The following is a 17,503-nucleotide window of genomic DNA, read 5'->3' on the forward strand; positions in this document are numbered from 1 at the left end:
TCCCTGCCGCAGTTGCCGTGTGGATCCTCAGGTCGAGCCCGAGGATCATGGAGGAGAGGGCGGCAAGCCTGACTCTAGCAGTTCACGCAATTTGCCGCCTTGCAGCGTCTCTTACTGCTCCGAAAGCTTGATATCCGGCGTATACTCCTTGCCGGGCACGTCCTTCACCACGGCCTGGCCGCATTGCATGATCTTCGCCTCCGCATTGTAGGCGTAGCTCGGCGAGCCGTGCAGCTCCCAGCCCTTGTTCAGCGCCAGCGTGACCTTGTGGCAGAAGGAGGCGTCGTCGGGGCCGGTCAGGAAGCGGTAGACTTTCATGCGTTCTTCTTTCTCTCGTTGATGAGGTCGGCCTTGGCGAGAAGGCGCTCGGCCTGCTCGGCATGGAGCTTTTCCACCATGCGGCCGGCGATATTGACGACGGCTTTGCCCGCATTGTCGGGCGCACCGAAGGCGGCGACGATGGCAAGAGCCTCGGCAGCCTCCGCCTCCGTCACGCCATAGGCCGCATTGGCCCCGGCGATCTGCGTCGGATGAATGAGCATCTTGCCATCAAAACCCATCTGGCGTCCCTGCCGGCATTCCGCCGCGAACCCGTCCTCGTCGGCAAAATCGTTGAAGACGCTGTCGATGACATCAAGCCCGCAGGCGCGCGCCGCGACGACCGCCTGCAGCAGCAGCGGCACGAGAAAGGGGCGGCCGGGAATGTCGGCGATGCCGGTTTCCCTGCGCAGGTCGTTGAGCCCGACGACAAAGCAGTCGAGCCGTCCGCCATGGGTGCGCCCCGTCTCGGCGATGGCCGCAAGGTTGAGGAGCGCGGCCGCCGTCTCGATCATCGCCCAGAGGCGCGGGCCGTCGTCGACGCCCGCCTCGGAAAGCCAGTCGGCGACGGTGAGCACGTCCTGCGGCTCGCTGACCTTGGGCAGCAGCACCGCATCGGGCATGCAGTCGAGCACCGCTTCGAGGTCCAGCACGCCGTCCGGGCCGTCGAGCGGATTGATGCGGATGACATGCTCCCGGCCGCCCGATCGGTCGAGCGTCGAAAAATGCGCGACCAGCGCCGCGCGCGCCTCGGCCTTCTTCTCCGGCAGCACGGAATCCTCGAGGTCGAAGATGATCGCATCGCAATCGAGCGAGGCGGACTTGGCGAGCGCCCGCGGATTGACGGCGGGAACGCTGAGCACCGAGCGGCGCAGGCGAAGCGGATGATGGTGCGGTGTCCTGTTCATCCGTCCTTTTTGCCGCGCTTTGTCGCAGCCCGCAAGCGCCTGCAGGTTCGGCCTTGCAATGAACAAAATCACCCCCCACATTGCTGTCATAGAAAGGGCAAATCAATGCAGCGCATCCGCTCCATCGTCTTCACCGTCTTCGCCATGCTGGTCGCCGGCGCGACCTTCCTGTTCGCAGCCTCCATCGGCCTTGCCATCGCCGGCATCGTCACCGTGCTGATGCTCGGCTCCATGCTCGCGAACAAGCTCCAGCCGGCCCCCGTCCGCGCCACCGCGCGCAATGACCGCAGGGCACCCGGCCAGCGCGAACCGCGCATCTGGAACGACGGCCGGGGCACGATCATCGACCTCTGAGGAAGCCTTCTTCCGGCAGGATACCGGGCGTCGCGCACGCCCGGTCTTTGCGTTTGCGGCCGGCGATCAAGATTCTCCTTCAAATTCCGGGGAAACTGATCTAAACGCTTGGCCAACCGACATCACCGCATTTCGAGGGTTTCCGCATGGACAAGTTCGTCAAGCTGACCGGCGTCGCCGCGCCGCTCCCCGTCGTCAATATCGACACGGACATGATCATTCCGAAGGACTACCTGAAGACGATCAAGCGCACCGGCCTCGGCAAGGGCCTCTTCGCCGAAGCGCGCTACAACGAGGACGGCAGCGTCAACGAAAGCTTCGTGCTGAACAAGCCCGCCTACCAGAACGCCACGATCCTGGTCGCCGGCGACAATTTCGGCTGCGGCTCCTCGCGTGAGCATGCCCCCTGGGCGCTGCTCGACTTCGGCATCCGCTGCGTGATCTCCACGAGCTTCGCCGACATCTTCTACAACAACTGTTTCAAGAACGGCATCCTGCCGATCGTCGTCAGCCAAGAAGACCTGGACAAGCTGATGGACGATGCCAGCCGCGGCTCCAACGCCATCCTGACGGTCGACCTGGAGGCCCAGGAAATCACCGGCCCCGACGGCGGCCGCATCGGCTTCGAGATCGACGCCTTCCGCCGCCATTGCCTCCTGAACGGCCTCGACGACATCGGCCTGACGCTGGAGAAGGCGCCCGCCATCGACAGCTTCGAGAAGCAGACCGCAGCTTCGCGCCCCTGGGCGTGACCCGGTGCGCCGGCTGATCTCGTCCGGCTCCCCCTTCGAAACGACGGCGGGCTATTCGCGCGCCGTCGTGGAGGGCAACTGGTGCTTCGTTTCCGGCACGACCGGCTACGACTATGCGACCATGACCATGCCCGAAAGCGTCGAGGACCAGACGCGCAACTGCCTTTCCACCATCGGCAGGGTCCTCGAAGACGCCGGCTTCTCCTTCGCCGATGTGGTACGCTGCCACTACTACGTGACCGAAGCGGCCTTCGCAGACCGCGTCTTCCCGATCCTCGGCGAGACGTTCGGCGCCATTCGCCCCGCCGCCACCATGATCGTCTGCGATCTGATCCGCCCGGAAATGCGGATCGAGATCGAGGTCACGGCGCTCCGCCGAGGCTGAGTCCTCCGCGCAAAAATCTTTCCTTTCGGCGATTTTCCTTGAACGGAAGTTGCGCTAAGAAGCGCCCAACCCTTCCGTGACATCAAGGAACATCCCATGACAGCGCGTACCCTCCTCCTTCTGCCCGGCGACGGCATCGGCCCGGAAGCCATGGCGGAAGTCCGCAAGATCATCGCCTATATGAACGCCGAGCGTGGCGCGGGTTTTGAGACCGACGAAGGCCTCGTCGGCGGCTCGGCCTATGACGCCCATGGCGCGGCGATCTCGGAAGGCGACATGGAGAAGGCGCTTGCGGCCGACGCCGTGCTCTTCGGCGCCGTCGGCGGCCCGAAGTGGGATGCCGTTCCCTACGAGGTGCGTCCCGAAGCCGGCCTGCTGCGCCTGCGCAAGGATTTGAAGCTCTTCGCGAACCTGCGCCCGGCCATCTGCTATCCGGCGCTCGCCAATGCCTCCTCGCTGAAGCCGGAACTCGTCGAGGGCCTCGACATTCTCATCGTGCGCGAGCTGACGGGCGGCGTCTATTTCGGCGAGCCGAAGGAAATCATCGACCTCGGCAACGGCCAGAAGCGCGGTATCGACACGCAGGTCTACGACACCTACGAGATCGAGCGCATCGCCGGCGTCGCCTTCGAGTTGGCCCGCACGCGCGGCAACCGCGTCTGCTCGATGGAAAAGCGTAACGTCATGAAGTCCGGCGTGCTCTGGAACCAGGTCGTGACGGAAACGCACAAGCGCAGCTATTCCGACGTGCAGCTCGAGCACATGCTCGCCGATGCCGGCGGCATGCAGCTGGTACGCGCGCCGAAGCAGTTCGACGTCATCGTGACGGACAACCTCTTCGGCGACATGCTCTCCGACGTCGCGGCCATGCTGACCGGCTCGCTCGGCATGCTGCCCTCCGCCTCGCTCGGCGCGCCGGACGCCAAGACCGGCAAGCGCAAGGCCCTCTATGAGCCCGTGCACGGCTCGGCGCCCGATATCGCCGGCAAGGGCATCGCCAACCCGATCGCCATGATCGCCTCCTTCGCCATGTGCCTGCGCTACTCGTTCAACATGGTCGCGGACGCCGACAACCTGGAAAAGGCCATTGCCGAAGTCCTCGACAGCGGCATCCGCACCGGCGACATCATGGCCGAAGGCTGCCGCAAGGTCGGCACCGCCGAGATGGGCGACGCCATCCTCGCCGCCTTCAGGAAGCTCTCGGCCTGAGCCTTCGCGGATTACTGAAAAGGCTCCCGCTGCACGCGCAGCGGGAGCCTTTTTCGTTTGCCTCCCTTGAATTGCCGGCGGCGGCCAACACATGGAAGCAACGCCGTATCAAGGGATGACCATGAATCGATCGCTTGCGACCTCCTCGCTCTGGATCCTCGCCGCCACCGCCGTCCTCGTCGCGGCCCTCGTTCCTTTCGATCCGCTGCTGTCGGAACGCGCCCGGGGACTGCCGGGCGGCGTGGTCGCCTTCAACGAGCGCATCACCGATTTCGGCACCTTCCGCTGGATGATCTACGGCTCCGGTTTCCTCGTCATCCTTGCCTATGTCGTCGGCCGGGCAAGCGCCGACGAGACTACAACAGGGCGGGCGAGGACCGGCGGGCGGCTGTCGCTCTACTTCTTCCTGACGATCGGCGCGACGAGCGCGCTCGTCCATCTCGTCAAGCTGATCGTGGGGCGGGCGCGGCCGGAGCTTTTCGCCGAATACGGCGCCTACAGCCTCACGCCCTTTGCCTATGACGATCTCTATTCCAGCTTTCCCTCCGGCCACTCGGCGGCCGTCGGCGCGTTCTTCGGCGCCTTCTCCATGCTGGTGCCGCGGCTGCGTCCGCTCTTCCTCCTCGGCGCGCTGGCGATCGGCGTCTCGCGCGTTGTCGTCGGCGCGCATTATCCGAGCGACGTGGCCGCCGGCCTGCTGCTCGGCCTCTGGACGGCCATCGCCACGGCCTATCTCTTCGCCCGCGCAAACTGGCTCTTCCGCTTCGACGCGCGCGGCTGGCCCCTGCCGAAATCCGCGACGCCGCCGAAAGGCCAATGAAAAGCCGGCCCGTGTCGCCACGGGCCGGCTCGCCATGAACGGATCGGAAGGGGGGTGATCAATCCATGGCGTGGATGTCGCGGTCCTTCGTTTCCGGCAGGAAGAGAAGGCCGATGACCAGCGTGATGCCCGCGAAGATGATCGGGTACCAGAGGCCGTAGTAGATGTCGCCCTTGGCCGCGCTCATCGCGAAGGCCATCGCCGGAAGCAGACCGCCGAACCAGCCGTTGCCGATATGGTAGGGCAGCGACATGCCGGTGTAGCGGATGCGGGTCGGGAAGAGCTCGACCAGCAGGGCGGCGATCGGGCCGTAGACCATCGTGACGTAGATCACGAGGACGGTCAGCACGGCGATGGTCATGACCCAGTTCACCTGCGCCGGATCGGCGACCATGGTGAAGGCGCCGCCCTTGTCGATCGTATAGACCGGCATGTCGGCGGCCCCGGCGGCTTCTTCCGCCGTCAGCAGCTTGCCGGCAACGAGATCGGCCGAAGACATGGTGGCCTTCTCGCCGCCGCGAACGGCAGCCGCATCGAGGCCGAGTTCCGGGTTAGCCGCGATGAAGGCGTCCAGCTTGGAGTCCGGAACCTTCGCCGCGCCGCGAACCAGCGGATAGCCCGCATCGTGAAGCGCGATGTTGATGCCCTTGCGGAAGGCCGCCTCGTGCGCCTTGGCGTCGTCGCCCGAAGCGACGGCGTCGTAGCTGGTGATCGTCTCTTCGCCGATCTTGACCGTGGCGGCCGTTCCGGCCGGCGCCGTGGTGACGACGTCATAGGGAACGGAGTTCTGCGTCAGGAACGAGGTCGCGATATCGCACGAGGTGGTGAACTTCGCCGTGCCGGTCGGGTTGAACTGGAACTTGCAGTCGCCCGGGGCGGCGGTGACCGTGGCGCGGATCGTCGCCTGGGCTTCCGCCAGTGCCGGATTGCCGGCCCAGGTCATGGCCTTGAACAGCGGGAAGTAGGTCAGCATGGCAAGCAGCAGGCCGGCCATGATGATCGGCTTGCGGCCGATCTTGTCCGACAGCCAGCCGAAGAAGACGAAGAAGCCGGAGCCGATGAGCAGCGCGACCGCCACCATGATGTTGGCGGACTGGCCGTCGACCTTGAGCACGCCCGTCAGGAAGAACAGGGCGTAGAACTGGCCGGAATACCAGACGACGGCCTGGCCGACGACGGCGCCGAACAGCGCCAGCAGCGCGATCTTGGCATTGCGCCACTGGCCGAAGGCTTCCGTCAGCGGCGCCTTGGAGCCCTTGCCCTCTTCCTTCATTTTCGCGAAGGCGGGCGATTCGTTCATCTTCATGCGGATCCAGACGGAAACGCCGAGCAGGACGACCGAGACGAGGAACGGAATGCGCCAGCCCCAGGCCGCGAAAGCCTCCTTGCCGACGATGAACTGCACCGCCAGGATGACGATCAGCGACAGGAACAGGCCGAGCGTCGCCGTGGTCTGGATCCAGGAGGTGAAGTAGCCGCGCCGGCCGTCCGGCGCATGCTCGGCGACGTAGGTCGCGGCACCGCCATATTCGCCGCCGAGCGCCAGGCCCTGCAGCATGCGCAGCGCGATCAGGATGATCGGCGCGGCGATGCCGATCGAGGCGGCGCCGGGCAAGAGGCCCACGACGAAGGTCGAGAAGCCCATGATCAGGATGGTCACGAGGAAGGTATATTTGCGGCCGACGAGATCGCCGAGGCGACCGAAGACCAGCGCGCCGAACGGGCGCACGAGGAAGCCGGCGGCAAAGGCGAGCAGCGCGAAGATGTTGCGCGTCGTCTCCGGATACTGGCTGAAGAAGGTTGCGCCGATATAGATCGCCAGCGAACCGTAAAGATAGAAATCGTACCACTCGAAGACGGTGCCGAGCGAAGAGGCGAAGATCACCTTCTTCTGCTCGCCCGTCATGGACGACGCCTTGGCGTTGCCCACGGTCGAAACATTGGCCATTTGTTTGTCCTCCACAAAACGGCGTATCGGGGCAGCCCCTATGCGGTCCGGTGTTTCTCCCTCAAACCCCGGACAGGGTGCGCCTGATGGAAGGATGGCAGAAAACCAATTGTCATATCAGCGCTGCTTTGGGCTTATGACTTTCGGCGTAAGACTAAAGTGGAGACGGCGGGCGGTGAAATGCGCCCGGCCGCACGCAACACTTGACTCTTCGGCAGATGAGCGTATTCAGCACGCACGCAAGGGAACCGCCATGTACCGCTTTGGACTGTCCATCGCCCGCATGATCGCTCCGGCCTTCAACGCCGGACGGGTTCGTCATTGCGTATCGATTTCCAAAACAACGGCCAAAACGACGACGAAAACCGTCTGACGTCTCTGGCCCACCGCTCTCTCCCCGGTATGGCCGGGGACCGAAACCCGCGTCACGGCCGGCGGGTTTCCCCTCCTGACCCGCGGAGAGACAGAGAAAGAGAGCTTTAGTCATGGGTTTCAAGATCGCAGTCGCCGGCGCGACCGGCAATGTCGGCCGCGAGATGCTGAACATCCTTTCCGAGCGCGGCTTCCCGGCCGATGAGGTGGTGGCGCTCGCTTCCGCCCGCTCGCAGGGCACCGAAGTCTCCTTCGGCGACAGGACGCTGAAGGTGCAGAACCTCGAAAATTACGATTTCTCCGACACTGACATCTGCCTGATGTCAGCCGGCGGTACCGTCTCGCAGAAGTATTCGCCGAAGATCGGCGCGCAGGGCTGCGTCGTCATCGACAATTCCTCGGCCTGGCGCTACGACGCCGACGTGCCGCTGATCGTTCCGGAAGTGAACCCGGACGCCATCGCGGCGTTCACCCGCAAGAACATCATCGCCAACCCGAATTGCTCGACCGCCCAGCTCGTCGTCGCGCTGAAGCCGCTGCATGACCGCGCTACCATCAAGCGCGTCGTCGTCTCGACCTACCAGTCCGTCTCCGGCGCCGGAAAGGACGGCATGGACGAGCTCTTCAACCAGACGCGCGCCGTCTTCGTCGCCGACCCGATCGAATCGAAGAAGTTCACCAAGCGCATCGCCTTCAACGTCATCCCGCATATCGATAGCTTCATGGAAGATGGCTACACGAAGGAAGAGTGGAAGGTTCTCGCCGAGACCAAGAAGATGCTCGACCCGAAGATCAAGGTGACCTGCACGGCCGTGCGCGTCCCGGTCTTCATCGGCCATTCCGAATCGGTCAATATCGAGTTCGAGAAGGAAATCACGGCGGACGAGGCCCGCGATATCCTGCGCGAGGCGCCGGGTTGCCAGGTCATCGACAAGCACGAGAACGGCGGCTACATCACCCCTTACGAATCGGCCGGTGAAGACGCCACCTACATCTCGCGCATCCGCGAGGACGCGACGGTCGAGAACGGCCTCAACCTGTGGGTCGTCTCCGACAACCTGCGCAAGGGTGCCGCCCTCAACGCCATTCAGATCGCCGAACTGCTCGTGGCCCGCGGCCTGATCAAGGCGAAGAAGCAGGCCGCCTGATAGCGCAAGAGCGACGGAACGGTGCCTTTCCGCATTTCGGTGAAAAGTGGCAACGTTCCGTTAAGCAAGTTTAAATAAAAGTCCCGGTTGTTCCGTTTGAGAACAATCGGGACTTTGCTTTGAGCCGGAACGGTCCGAAGCAGGGTGCGGTGACAGGAACCGGGGAGCATGCCATGCTCCCGCAGCGGATTTGACGAGAGATCACGGGGTTTTTCATGGGCATGACAAAGAGCGTGGCCAAGGTGCTGGCCGCAATGATCGCCACGGCGGCAGTGCCGGCGGCGGCCGAAGCCGCCCAGTGCGGCAAGGATGCGGGCGGTTTTCCGGCCTGGGTCGAGGCATTCAAGGGCGAGGCGGCCAGCCGCGGCATCAGCCGCTCGACGCTGGACAAGGCCTTTTCCAATGTCGACTATGCCCGCGCAACGATCCGCGCCGACCGCGGCCAGAAAAGCTTCAAGCTCTCGCTCGAGCAGTTCATGCAGAAGCGCGGCGGCCAGGCGATCATCCGCCGCGGCAAGGGCCTGAAGAAGCAGAATGCCGCGCTCTTCCAGCGCATCGAAGCGCGCTACGGCGTGCCGGCCGGCCCGCTGCTGGCGATCTGGGGCATGGAAACCGGCTTCGGCGGCTTCCTCGGCAAGGAGCACACGCTCTCGGCCGTGGCGACGCTCGCCTATGACTGCCGCCGCCCGGAATATTTCACCAACCAGCTCTATGCCGCCCTGCAGCTCGTGCAGAACGGCACGCTGAGCACGACGGCGCGCGGCGCGGCGCATGGCGAAATCGGCCAGACGCAGTTCCTGCCGGTGAACGTGCTGAAATACGGCGTCGACGGCGACGGCAACGGCCGCATCGACCTCGTCGGCTCCAAGGCCGACGCGCTTGCCTCGACGGCGAACTTCCTGCGCGGCCACGGCTGGAGCGCCGGTGCGGGCTACCAGCCGGGCGAGCCGAACTTCGGCGCCCTGCAGGGCTGGAACGCCGCCAGCGTCTACCAGCGCGCGATCGCCATCATCGGCGCGGAAATCGACGGCAACTGACCTGAAGACCGGCCTGTAGGCCGGCGCTTGGGAAATCCGGAAAAGAGCCTAGCGCGGACCCCCGCGCCGGGCTTTTTATGCGCTCGGCCGTTTGAAGTCGCCCGTCGTGGCATCCATGATCCAGAGTTCGCCGGTCGAGATGTCGAACCAGGCGCCATGGAGCTGGATGCGCCCCTTTTCCTCGAGGATGCGCACGCAGGGGAAGGTGCGGAGATTTGCGAGCGAATTGCGGATCGAGACGCGCTCGAGCGCGCGCTGGCGTTCGCCCTGCGTCAGGCTCTCCGCGCCCTGGATCTGCTCGGCGACGGGCTTGAGCATGCCCATCCACTTGCCGATGAAGTCCCCGGGCGAAAGCGGCTCGGCATCCGGATCGAGCGCGGCCGAGATGCCGCCGCAGCGGCCGTGGCCCATCACGAGGATGTCGCTGACCTTCAGCGACTGCACGGCGAATTCAAGCGCGGCGGAAGTCGCGTGGAACTGGCCGTCGGGCTCGTAGGGCGGCACGAGATTGGCGACGTTGCGTATCACGAAGAGCTCGCCCGGCCCGCTGTCGAAGATCGTCTCCGGCGCGGCGCGGGAGTCGCAACAGGCGATGACGAGCGTCTTGGGCTTCTGGCCCGTTTCGGCGAGCGCCCTGTAGCGCGCGGACTGCTCGGAATAGCGGCCCGACATGAAGTTGCGGTAGCCGTTCAGAAGACGATCGGGAAAGCGGTTCATGGTGTCGGAATACTCCCGTGCCGGCGATCTCTACCGGATGAGACCGCATCCGGTTTTGCATAAACCACTCTGAAAGGAGCCGCGCAAGGACCGATTTACGGACGGCGCATCTGGGTGGGATGCATCAGGCGGCGCATATGCACCATGGCCATGGGCGTCGCGATGCTGGAAGCGTCCTGCTCCAGCGTCAGCTCGTCCGCCCCGCGCTTGGCGGTGCGCGTGACGATCTCGAAGACGCTGGCCGTCGCCATCGACAGCGCCCGCTCGTCCGGCAGGCCCTCCATCAGGCGCGAGAGGAAGATCGCCGAAAGGAGATCGCCCGTTCCGTTCGGCGGGTTCGGTACGAGCCGGTGCTCGGCAAGGAGCGCGTCGCGGCCGGAAAGATAGAGATTGCCCGTGCTGCCGGCCATCATCGGCAGCGCAGAGGTGACGAGCATGCGCGGCGGGCCGAGCGAAAGCGCCGCCTCGATGATCGCCCCGTTCGTCTCCAGCGGCGTGCCGGCGAGCCAGGCAAGCTCGAAGCGGTTCGGCGTCGCCACCGAGGCGAGCGGGATCAGGCTGTCGCGGATCGCCAAGGCCGTTTCTTCCGGGACATAGAGCCCGCGGTCGTCGCCGCAGACCGGATCGCACATATAGAAGAGGTCGGGATTGTCCGCACGCAGGCTCTCGACGAGCCGCGCGACGGACCGGGCCTGCGCCGCGCTGCCGAGATAGCCGGAAAGCACGGCCTTGACCTCGCCGCGCCAGGGCGCGCGGATGAGATCGGAAATGATGGCCTCGAAGTCCTCCGCGGAGATCGGGACGCGCGTCGCGCGGCCATGGCCGGGATGCCAGGGCAGGATGACCGTGGGCAGGGCCCAGACCGGATGGCCGAGCGTTTCGAGCGCGAAGACCGCCGCGCGGTTGCCGACCGTGCCGCGCACCACATGGCTCGAAATCACGATGACCGTGCCCTTTTCGCTCTCGTCCATAGCCGGCTCCCTTTCCTTTCGCCGAGTGATGGCAAGGGGGTTTCGGCCTGTCAACGGCGCCGCCGAAAAACCCGTTGGGCGGAATGGCTGCATTGAACGGCTTCGGCCGGTTTTAGGCTGCTTTTCGACGAAAAAGACCGGTTTTCACGTCAAAACGACAGCATAACTGACCTGTTTTGGACAAAATCGATTGAATTTTCTCGCAAATCGACAAATTTCATCGCAGGTATTTTTTCTTCTGCTAACGTCCCGGCATCGGATTCGAGGGAGCATTCCATGGGTGCCAGGACCAACGTGAAACGAGAAAAACATATCGAGGCCGCAAAGGCCGCAGCCGCCGCCCTCGGCGCAAAGACGCTCCAGCCGGACATCCTTTTCGGACGTGCCAGCAAGGATGATCTGGAGCACTATACGGGCGAGATGCTGGCCGTTGCCGCCGCCCATGCCATGGCCGAGATCGAGGCCTTCGACGGCACCTTGCCGCGCGTCACCGTGACGACGCTGCCGGACGTCACGCCGGCCGGCGAGCCCGTCTCCGTCCTCTCCGTCACCGACCATAACCAGCCGTTCCTCTACGATTCGGTCATGGCCGAGGTGACGAGCACGCATCGCGACATCCACCTTGCCGTCCACCCGATCCTGGTCGTCGCGCCGGGCGAGGCGCCGAAGCTCTTCTCGCCGGACGAGGAGAGCGATCCCGGGCAGCGGGTCAGCCATATCGAGATTCACCTGCCCGAACTCTCGCCCGGCGAGGCCGCCGCACTCGCCGAGCGTGTGAAGACCGTGCTCGCGCAGGTGCACCTTGCCGTCGAGGACTGGCCGGCGATGCTGCAGAAGCTCGACAGCGCCATGGCGGACATGGAGCGCTATGCCAAGGCCAAGCCCGGCAAGGACGAGGCGCTCGCCTTCCTCGACTGGCTGCGCGGCAACAACTTCACCTTCCTCGGCATGCGGGAATACACCTATTCCGGCAAGGGCGAGGCGGCGACCGTCGAGCGCGGCGGCGAAGGCCTCGGCATCCTTTCCGATCCCGACGTGCGCGTGCTGCGCCTCGGCAAGGACGCCGTGACGACGACGCCGGAAATCCTCGAATTCCTCGAAGGCCCGGATTTCCTCATCGTCACCAAGGCCAATGTGAAGTCGCTCGTCCACCGCCGCGCCTATATGGACTATGTCGGCCTCAAGCGCTTCGACGAGAAGGGCAAGGTCATCGGGGAGCTGCGCATCGTCGGCCTCTTCACCTCCACCGCCTATACGCATGCCGCCGGCCAGATCCCGCTGCTGCGCTCCAAGGTGGAGACGGTCATCGAGCATTTCGGCTACGACCCGAAGAGCCATTCCGGCAAGATGCTGATCAACACGCTGGAATCCTATCCGCGCGACGATCTCTTCCAGATCGATCCCGGCCTGCTCGCCACCTTCTGCGAGCAGATCAACGAGCTTTCCGACCGGCCGCGCATCCGCGTCCTGCCGCGCATCGACCGTTTCGACCGCTTCGTCTCGGTCATCGTCTACGTGCCGCGCGAGCAATACGATTCGGATGTCCGCGAGAAGATCGGCAACTATCTGAAATCGGCCTATGACGGCCGCGTCTCCGCCTATTACCCGGCCTTCCCGGAAGGCGGCCTCGCCCGCGTCCACTTCATCATCGGCCGCTCCGGCGGCAAGACGCCGCGCATTCCGCAGAACAAGCTCGAACAGGCCGTGCGCGAGATCGCCACGCGCTGGACCGATCGCTTCGAGGCGCTTTCCGGCGCCGACGGCCTGCAGCTCGTCACGGACCGCAGCTATCAGGAGGACTTCACCCCGGCCGAGGCCCATGCCGACCTTGCCCTGATCACCACGGCAACGCCGGAAAACCCGATCCGCATCGCCTTCTACCGCAAGGCCTGGAACACGGATCTCGCCTCCGTCGAGCTGAAGATCTTCCATGCCGGCGAGCCGGTTTCGCTCTCCAGGCGCGTGCCGCTCCTCGAAAACCTCGGCTTCAGCGTGGTCAGCGAGCAGACGCACGACCTGACCGTCGCCGGCCTCGACGGCGAAGAGCGCCGCGTCATCCTGCACGACATGGAGCTGCGGCAGCGTGACGGGCAGGAAGTGAACCTCGCCAGGCTCAGCCCGATGCTGGAGGAAGCCTTCCTCGCGGCCTGGCACGGCGAGGTGGACGACGACGCACTGAACCGCCTGATCCTCACCGCCGGCCTTTCCGCCCGCGAGATCATGGCGCTGCGCACCTATTCGCGCTACCTGCGCCAGACCGGCATCGCCTATTCGCAGGGCTATATCGCCGATACGCTCAACAAGTATCCAGCCATTGCCGCCAACCTCTTCCGCCTGTTCGAGACCCGTCTCGATCCGAAGCTCTCGGACCGCCAGCGCGAGAAGAAGTCGGCGGAGGTCGCCGCCGCGATCGAGGAGGCGCTGGCCGCCGTGCCGAGCCTCGACGAGGACCGGATGCTGCGGCGCTACGTCAACGCCATAGAGGCGACGCTGCGCACGAACTATTTCCAAAAGGATCCTGACGGCAGGCCGCGCAAGACGCTGGCGATCAAGCTCGATCCGAAGGCCCTCGACGGCCTGCCGGAACCGCGCCCCTTCCGCGAGATCTTCGTCTACGGCGCGGAAGTGGAGGGCGTGCACCTGCGCTTCGGCAAGGTCGCCCGCGGCGGCCTTCGCTGGTCCGACCGCGCGCAGGACTACCGCACGGAAGTGCTCGGCCTCGTCAAGGCGCAACAGGTGAAGAACGCGGTCATCGTGCCGGTCGGCGCCAAGGGCGGCTTCTATCCCAAGCAGCTTCCCGCCGGCGGCAGCCGCGATGCCGTCTTCAAGGCCGGCACCGAGGCCTACAAGACCTATATCCGCACGCTGCTCTCCGTCACCGACAACATCGTCGGCCAGGACGTCGTGCCGCCGGCCGATACGGTCCGCATCGACGGGGACGATCCCTATTTCGTCGTCGCGGCCGACAAGGGCACGGCGACCTTCTCCGACACGGCGAACGGGCTTGCCCAGGAAGCCGGCTTCTGGCTCGACGACGCCTTCGCCTCGGGCGGCTCGGCGGGCTATGACCACAAGAAGATGGGCATCACCGCCCGCGGCGCCTGGGAAACCGTCAAGCGCCACTTCCGCGAGATGAACATCGACATCCAGAAGACGCCCTTCACCGTCGCCGGCGTCGGCGACATGTCGGGCGACGTCTTCGGCAACGGCATGCTGCTGTCGCGCAAGATCCGCCTCGTCGCGGCCTTCGACCATCGCGACATCTTCATCGATCCTTCGCCGGACACCGACACGTCCTTCGCCGAGCGCCGCCGCATGTTCAACCTGCCGCGCTCGAGCTGGCAGGACTATGACCGCTCGGTGCTCTCCAAGGGCGCGATGATCATTCCGCGCACGGAGAAATCCGTGACGCTGACGCCGGAAGCCCAGGCCGTGATCGGCCTCGACAAGGCCAAGGCGACGCCCTTTGAGATCATGACGGCGATCCTGAAGGCCCCCGTCGATCTCCTGTGGTTCGGCGGCATCGGCACCTATATCCGCGGCCAGAACGAGACGGACGCGGAGGTTGGCGACCGCGCCAACGACCCGATCCGCATCGTCGGCGAGGACGTGCGCGCCAAGGTGATCGGCGAGGGCGCGAATCTCGGCGTCACCCAGCGCGGCCGCATCGCCTTCGGCCTCAAGGGCGGACGCAACAATTCCGACGCCATCGACAACTCGGCCGGCGTGAACTCGTCGGACGTCGAGGTGAACATCAAGATCGCGCTCGCCTCGGCCATGCGCGACGAGCGGCTGCCGCGCGCCAAGCGCAACGTGCTGCTCGCCTCGATGACGGACGAGGTGGCCCATCTCGTGCTGCGCAACAACTACCTGCAATCGCTGGCGATCTCGCTGACGGAGCGGCAGGGCCTTGCCAACCGCGCGCCGCTGACCCGCCTGATGGATCGCCTGGAAGCCGCCGGCCAGCTCAACCGCAAGGTCGAGACGCTGCCCGACGACCGCACCGTCGCCGAGCGCTACCAGGCCGGCAAGCCGCTGACGCGGCCGGAGATCGGCGTGCTGCTCTCCTATGCCAAGCTGGTGCTGTTCGACGAGCTGATCCACACCAGCCTGCCGGACGAGCCCTATTTCGAGCCGACGCTGACGGGCTACTTCCCGGCGAAGATGCAGAAGGCCTATGCGGACGATATCCGCTCGCATCGCCTGCGCCGCGAGATCATCGCGACGATTCTCGCCAACGAGGTGATCAACCGCGGCGGCCCGGCCTTCATCAACGGCCTCACCGACGGCACCGGCTTCGGCCCGGCCGATGCGGTGAAGGCCGCGGTCATCGCCCGCGACGGCTACGGCCTTCCGGCGCTCTATGCCGGCGTCGATGCGCTGGACAATGTGGTCTCCGGCTCCGTCCAGAACGACCTCTACGAGGAGATCGGCCGCATCTACGCCTCCGTCACGGGCCTGCTGCTGACCACCGGCGCCGTCTCCGGTCCGCTGGACCAGGCGGTGCACAAGCTGAAGCAGGCCCTGAAGCAGCTTCGGCCGAACCTCGCGACGCTCGTCTCGGAAGCGGCAGCCGACGAGGCCCGCCGCAAGGCTCATGCCTACGAGGACGAAGGCGTGCCGGAGGAGCTGGCGGAAGAGATCGCAACGCTCTCCATGCTGACCTTCGTGCCGGAGGTCATGCTGATCGCGGGCGCCACCGGCGATACCCTCGGCAAGACGGCACAGACCTTCGCCGGCATCAGCTCCGCGCTGAATATCGGCCGCCTGCTTTCCGCGGCCGGCCGCATTCCGACCGGCGATCTCTACGAGGCCCTCGCCCTCCAGCGCAGCCTCACCGACATCGCCAATGCCCGCCGCGATCTTTCGACCGCCGTGCTCGCCCGCCACAAGGGCGACAAGGCGCCGCTCGCCGCCTGGCAGAACGCCGAGAAGGAGCGTCTTTCCCGCGTGACGGCGAACCTCTCGGCGCTGACGGAGACGGGCGAGGCCACGCTCGCCAAGGTCAGCGTCGCCGCGGGCATCCTGAGCGACCTTGCACAGGAAAGGGCGAAATGAGACAGTCCCCTGCCGGCTGACGGGGCCAATTCTCCGTTAGCCGGCTTGAGGACGGGCGCGGTCGTCGCCCCCGCAACCGAGGAGGGGCGATGGCGATCGCAACGGAAAGCCGGGAGCCGCGCGCAAGCCGCCTCGGCATTGCGGGCTGGATGCTGTTCGACTGGGCCGCCCAACCTTTTTTCACGGTCATCACCACCTTTATCTTCGGCCCCTATCTCGTCTCGCGCCTGACCGCGGACCCCGTCGCAGGGCAGGCGGCCTGGAGCTACACGCTCACCGTCGCCGGCATCGCCATCGCGCTGCTCGCGCCCGTCATGGGCTCCGTCGCCGATGCCTCGGGCGCGCGAAAGCCGTGGATCGCCGCCTTCGCGGTGGTGAAGATCCTGTCGCTTTCCGCCCTCTGGCTGGCCGTGCCCGGCAGCAGCCTCGCCTTCGCCATGGCGATGATCGTGCTCGCCACCGTCGCGGCGGAATTCTCCATCGTCTTCAACGATTCCATGATGCCGCGGCTCGTGCGCCCGGAAAACACCGGCCGCATCTCCAACATCGCCTGGGGCCTCGGCTATCTCGGCGGCATGATCGTGCTGATCGCCGTCGTGGCGCTGCTCGCCGCTAATCCCGAGACCGGGAAAACCGCCATCGGCATCGCGCCGCTCTTCGGCCTCGACCCGGCGGCGGGCGAGGATGCGCGCATCACCGGACCGATCTCGGCGCTGTGGTACTTCGTCTTCATCCTGCCGATGTTCTTCTTCACCCCGGACCAGAGCCGGAGCCTGCCGATCGCCGCGGCCGTCCGCACCGGCTTTGCCGATCTTTCCACCGCGCTGCGTGATCTCAGGAAGAAGCCCGGCATCCTGCGCTTCCTTATCGCCCGCATGATCTACCAGGATGGCGTCAACGGCCTGCTCGCGCTCGGCGGCACCTTCGCCGCCGGCATGTTCGCCTGGCAGACCTTCGAGCTCGGCATCTACGGCATCATCCTCAATGTCGTGGCGATCGGCGGCTGCCTCTATGCCAGCCGGCTCGACAGGCGCCTCGGCTCCAAGGCCGTCGTCGTGATGAGCCTCCTCTGCCTCACCGTCGCGACCATCGGCATCGTCTCCACCGGCCCCGGCTTCACGCTCTTCGGCCTTATCCCGCTGCCGACGGCCGACAGCGGCGGCCTCTTCGGCACCGCGGCGGAAAAGGCCTATATCCTCTACGGCCTGCTCGTCGGCTTGGCCTTCGGCCCCGTGCAGGCCTCCGCCCGCTCCTATCTCGCCCAAAGCATCCATCCGGACGAGGCCGGCCGCTATTTCGGCCTCTATGCCCTTTCCGGCCGCGCGACGTCCTTCCTCGCGCCGCTCTCGGTGGGAATCCTCACCACCGCCACGGGCTCGGCGCGCCTCGGCATGATGGCGCTCATCGCCTTCCTCGTCGCCGGCTTCCTTCTCCTCCTGCGCACGCCCTATCCGGCCGCGAAGGTCGAGGCCTGAAACGCAAGACGCCCCGCGAACGGGGCGTCGA

General features: G+C 65.6%; 14 protein-coding genes. 9 read left to right on the plus strand and 5 right to left on the minus strand.

The window, feature by feature from the left end; genetic code table 11:
* Window positions 1-111 precede the first annotated feature (111 nt).
* Both ShzoTeo12_RS15760 and ShzoTeo12_RS15765 read right to left on the minus strand, forming a co-directional pair.
* Window positions 112-318: a DUF1737 domain-containing protein gene (locus ShzoTeo12_RS15760; protein ID WP_119257917.1), complete on the minus strand. Its 207-nt coding sequence runs from the start codon at window positions 316-318 to the stop codon at window positions 112-114.
* Complete coding sequence (locus ShzoTeo12_RS15765) at window positions 315-1,226, minus strand: HpcH/HpaI aldolase/citrate lyase family protein (protein WP_119257918.1); 912 nt, start codon at window positions 1,224-1,226, stop codon at window positions 315-317. The genes ShzoTeo12_RS15760 and ShzoTeo12_RS15765 overlap by 4 nt, the downstream gene beginning before the upstream one ends.
* A 105-nt stretch (window positions 1,227-1,331) precedes the next feature.
* Here ShzoTeo12_RS15765 and ShzoTeo12_RS15770 point away from each other — a divergent pair, with 105 nt between their 5' ends.
* The 5 genes from ShzoTeo12_RS15770 (at window position 1,332) to ShzoTeo12_RS15790 (ending at window position 4,746) form a co-directional block, all read left to right on the plus strand.
* The gene (locus ShzoTeo12_RS15770) at window positions 1,332-1,580 is read left to right on the plus strand and encodes a hypothetical protein (protein WP_119257919.1); all 249 of its coding nucleotides are present in this window, start codon (window positions 1,332-1,334) and stop codon (window positions 1,578-1,580) included.
* Window positions 1,581-1,726: 146 nt separating this feature from the next.
* Entirely contained in the window at window positions 1,727-2,332 is a 606-nt protein-coding gene (gene leuD, locus ShzoTeo12_RS15775) for a 3-isopropylmalate dehydratase small subunit (RefSeq protein WP_119257920.1), read from the plus strand.
* A 4-nt stretch (window positions 2,333-2,336) separates the two neighbouring features.
* A complete protein-coding gene (locus tag ShzoTeo12_RS15780) occupies window positions 2,337-2,717 on the plus strand; it encodes a RidA family protein (protein WP_119257921.1) in 381 nt (126 codons plus the stop codon).
* A gap of 96 nt (window positions 2,718-2,813) precedes the next feature.
* Entirely contained in the window at window positions 2,814-3,926 is a 1,113-nt protein-coding gene (gene leuB, locus ShzoTeo12_RS15785) for a 3-isopropylmalate dehydrogenase (protein WP_318910330.1), read from the plus strand.
* A gap of 121 nt (window positions 3,927-4,047) precedes the next feature.
* Window positions 4,048-4,746, plus strand: a complete 699-nt coding sequence (locus ShzoTeo12_RS15790) for a phosphatase PAP2 family protein (RefSeq protein WP_318910332.1) — start codon at window positions 4,048-4,050, stop codon at window positions 4,744-4,746.
* Between the two features lie 58 nt (window positions 4,747-4,804).
* On the opposite strand, the gene ShzoTeo12_RS15795 is transcribed toward ShzoTeo12_RS15790, so the two are convergent.
* Window positions 4,805-6,694: an MFS transporter gene (locus ShzoTeo12_RS15795; RefSeq protein WP_119257923.1), complete on the minus strand. Its 1,890-nt coding sequence runs from the start codon at window positions 6,692-6,694 to the stop codon at window positions 4,805-4,807.
* Between the two features lie 485 nt (window positions 6,695-7,179).
* On the opposite strand from ShzoTeo12_RS15795, the gene ShzoTeo12_RS15800 reads away from it, so the two are divergent.
* Both ShzoTeo12_RS15800 and ShzoTeo12_RS15805 read left to right on the plus strand, forming a co-directional pair.
* Complete coding sequence (locus ShzoTeo12_RS15800) at window positions 7,180-8,214, plus strand: aspartate-semialdehyde dehydrogenase (protein WP_318910333.1); 1,035 nt, start codon at window positions 7,180-7,182, stop codon at window positions 8,212-8,214.
* A 215-nt stretch (window positions 8,215-8,429) separates the two neighbouring features.
* A complete protein-coding gene (locus ShzoTeo12_RS15805) occupies window positions 8,430-9,251 on the plus strand; it encodes a lytic transglycosylase domain-containing protein (RefSeq protein ID WP_119257925.1) in 822 nt (273 codons plus the stop codon).
* 75 nt (window positions 9,252-9,326) lie between these two features.
* Here the strand turns inward: ShzoTeo12_RS15805 and ShzoTeo12_RS15810 are convergent, their stop codons facing one another.
* Entirely contained in the window at window positions 9,327-9,968 is a 642-nt protein-coding gene (locus tag ShzoTeo12_RS15810; protein WP_119257926.1) for a carbonic anhydrase, read from the minus strand.
* A gap of 95 nt (window positions 9,969-10,063) precedes the next feature.
* Window positions 10,064-10,939: a pyridoxal kinase PdxY gene (gene pdxY / locus ShzoTeo12_RS15815; protein ID WP_318910334.1), complete on the minus strand. Its 876-nt coding sequence runs from the start codon at window positions 10,937-10,939 to the stop codon at window positions 10,064-10,066.
* A gap of 276 nt (window positions 10,940-11,215) precedes the next feature.
* Between pdxY and ShzoTeo12_RS15820 the strand changes: the two genes are divergently transcribed.
* Both ShzoTeo12_RS15820 and ShzoTeo12_RS15825 read left to right on the plus strand, forming a co-directional pair.
* Complete coding sequence (locus ShzoTeo12_RS15820; RefSeq protein ID WP_318910336.1) at window positions 11,216-15,997, plus strand: NAD-glutamate dehydrogenase; 4,782 nt, start codon at window positions 11,216-11,218, stop codon at window positions 15,995-15,997.
* A gap of 89 nt (window positions 15,998-16,086) precedes the next feature.
* Window positions 16,087-17,472 (plus strand): MFS transporter, encoded by a 1,386-nt coding sequence (locus tag ShzoTeo12_RS15825; RefSeq protein ID WP_318910337.1) that lies wholly within the window; start codon window positions 16,087-16,089, stop codon window positions 17,470-17,472.
* Window positions 17,473-17,503: the final 31 nt, after the last annotated feature.

The sequence above is a fragment of the Shinella zoogloeoides genome (assembly GCF_033705735.1).
Taxonomy (GTDB): domain Bacteria; phylum Pseudomonadota; class Alphaproteobacteria; order Rhizobiales; family Rhizobiaceae; genus Shinella; species Shinella zoogloeoides_A.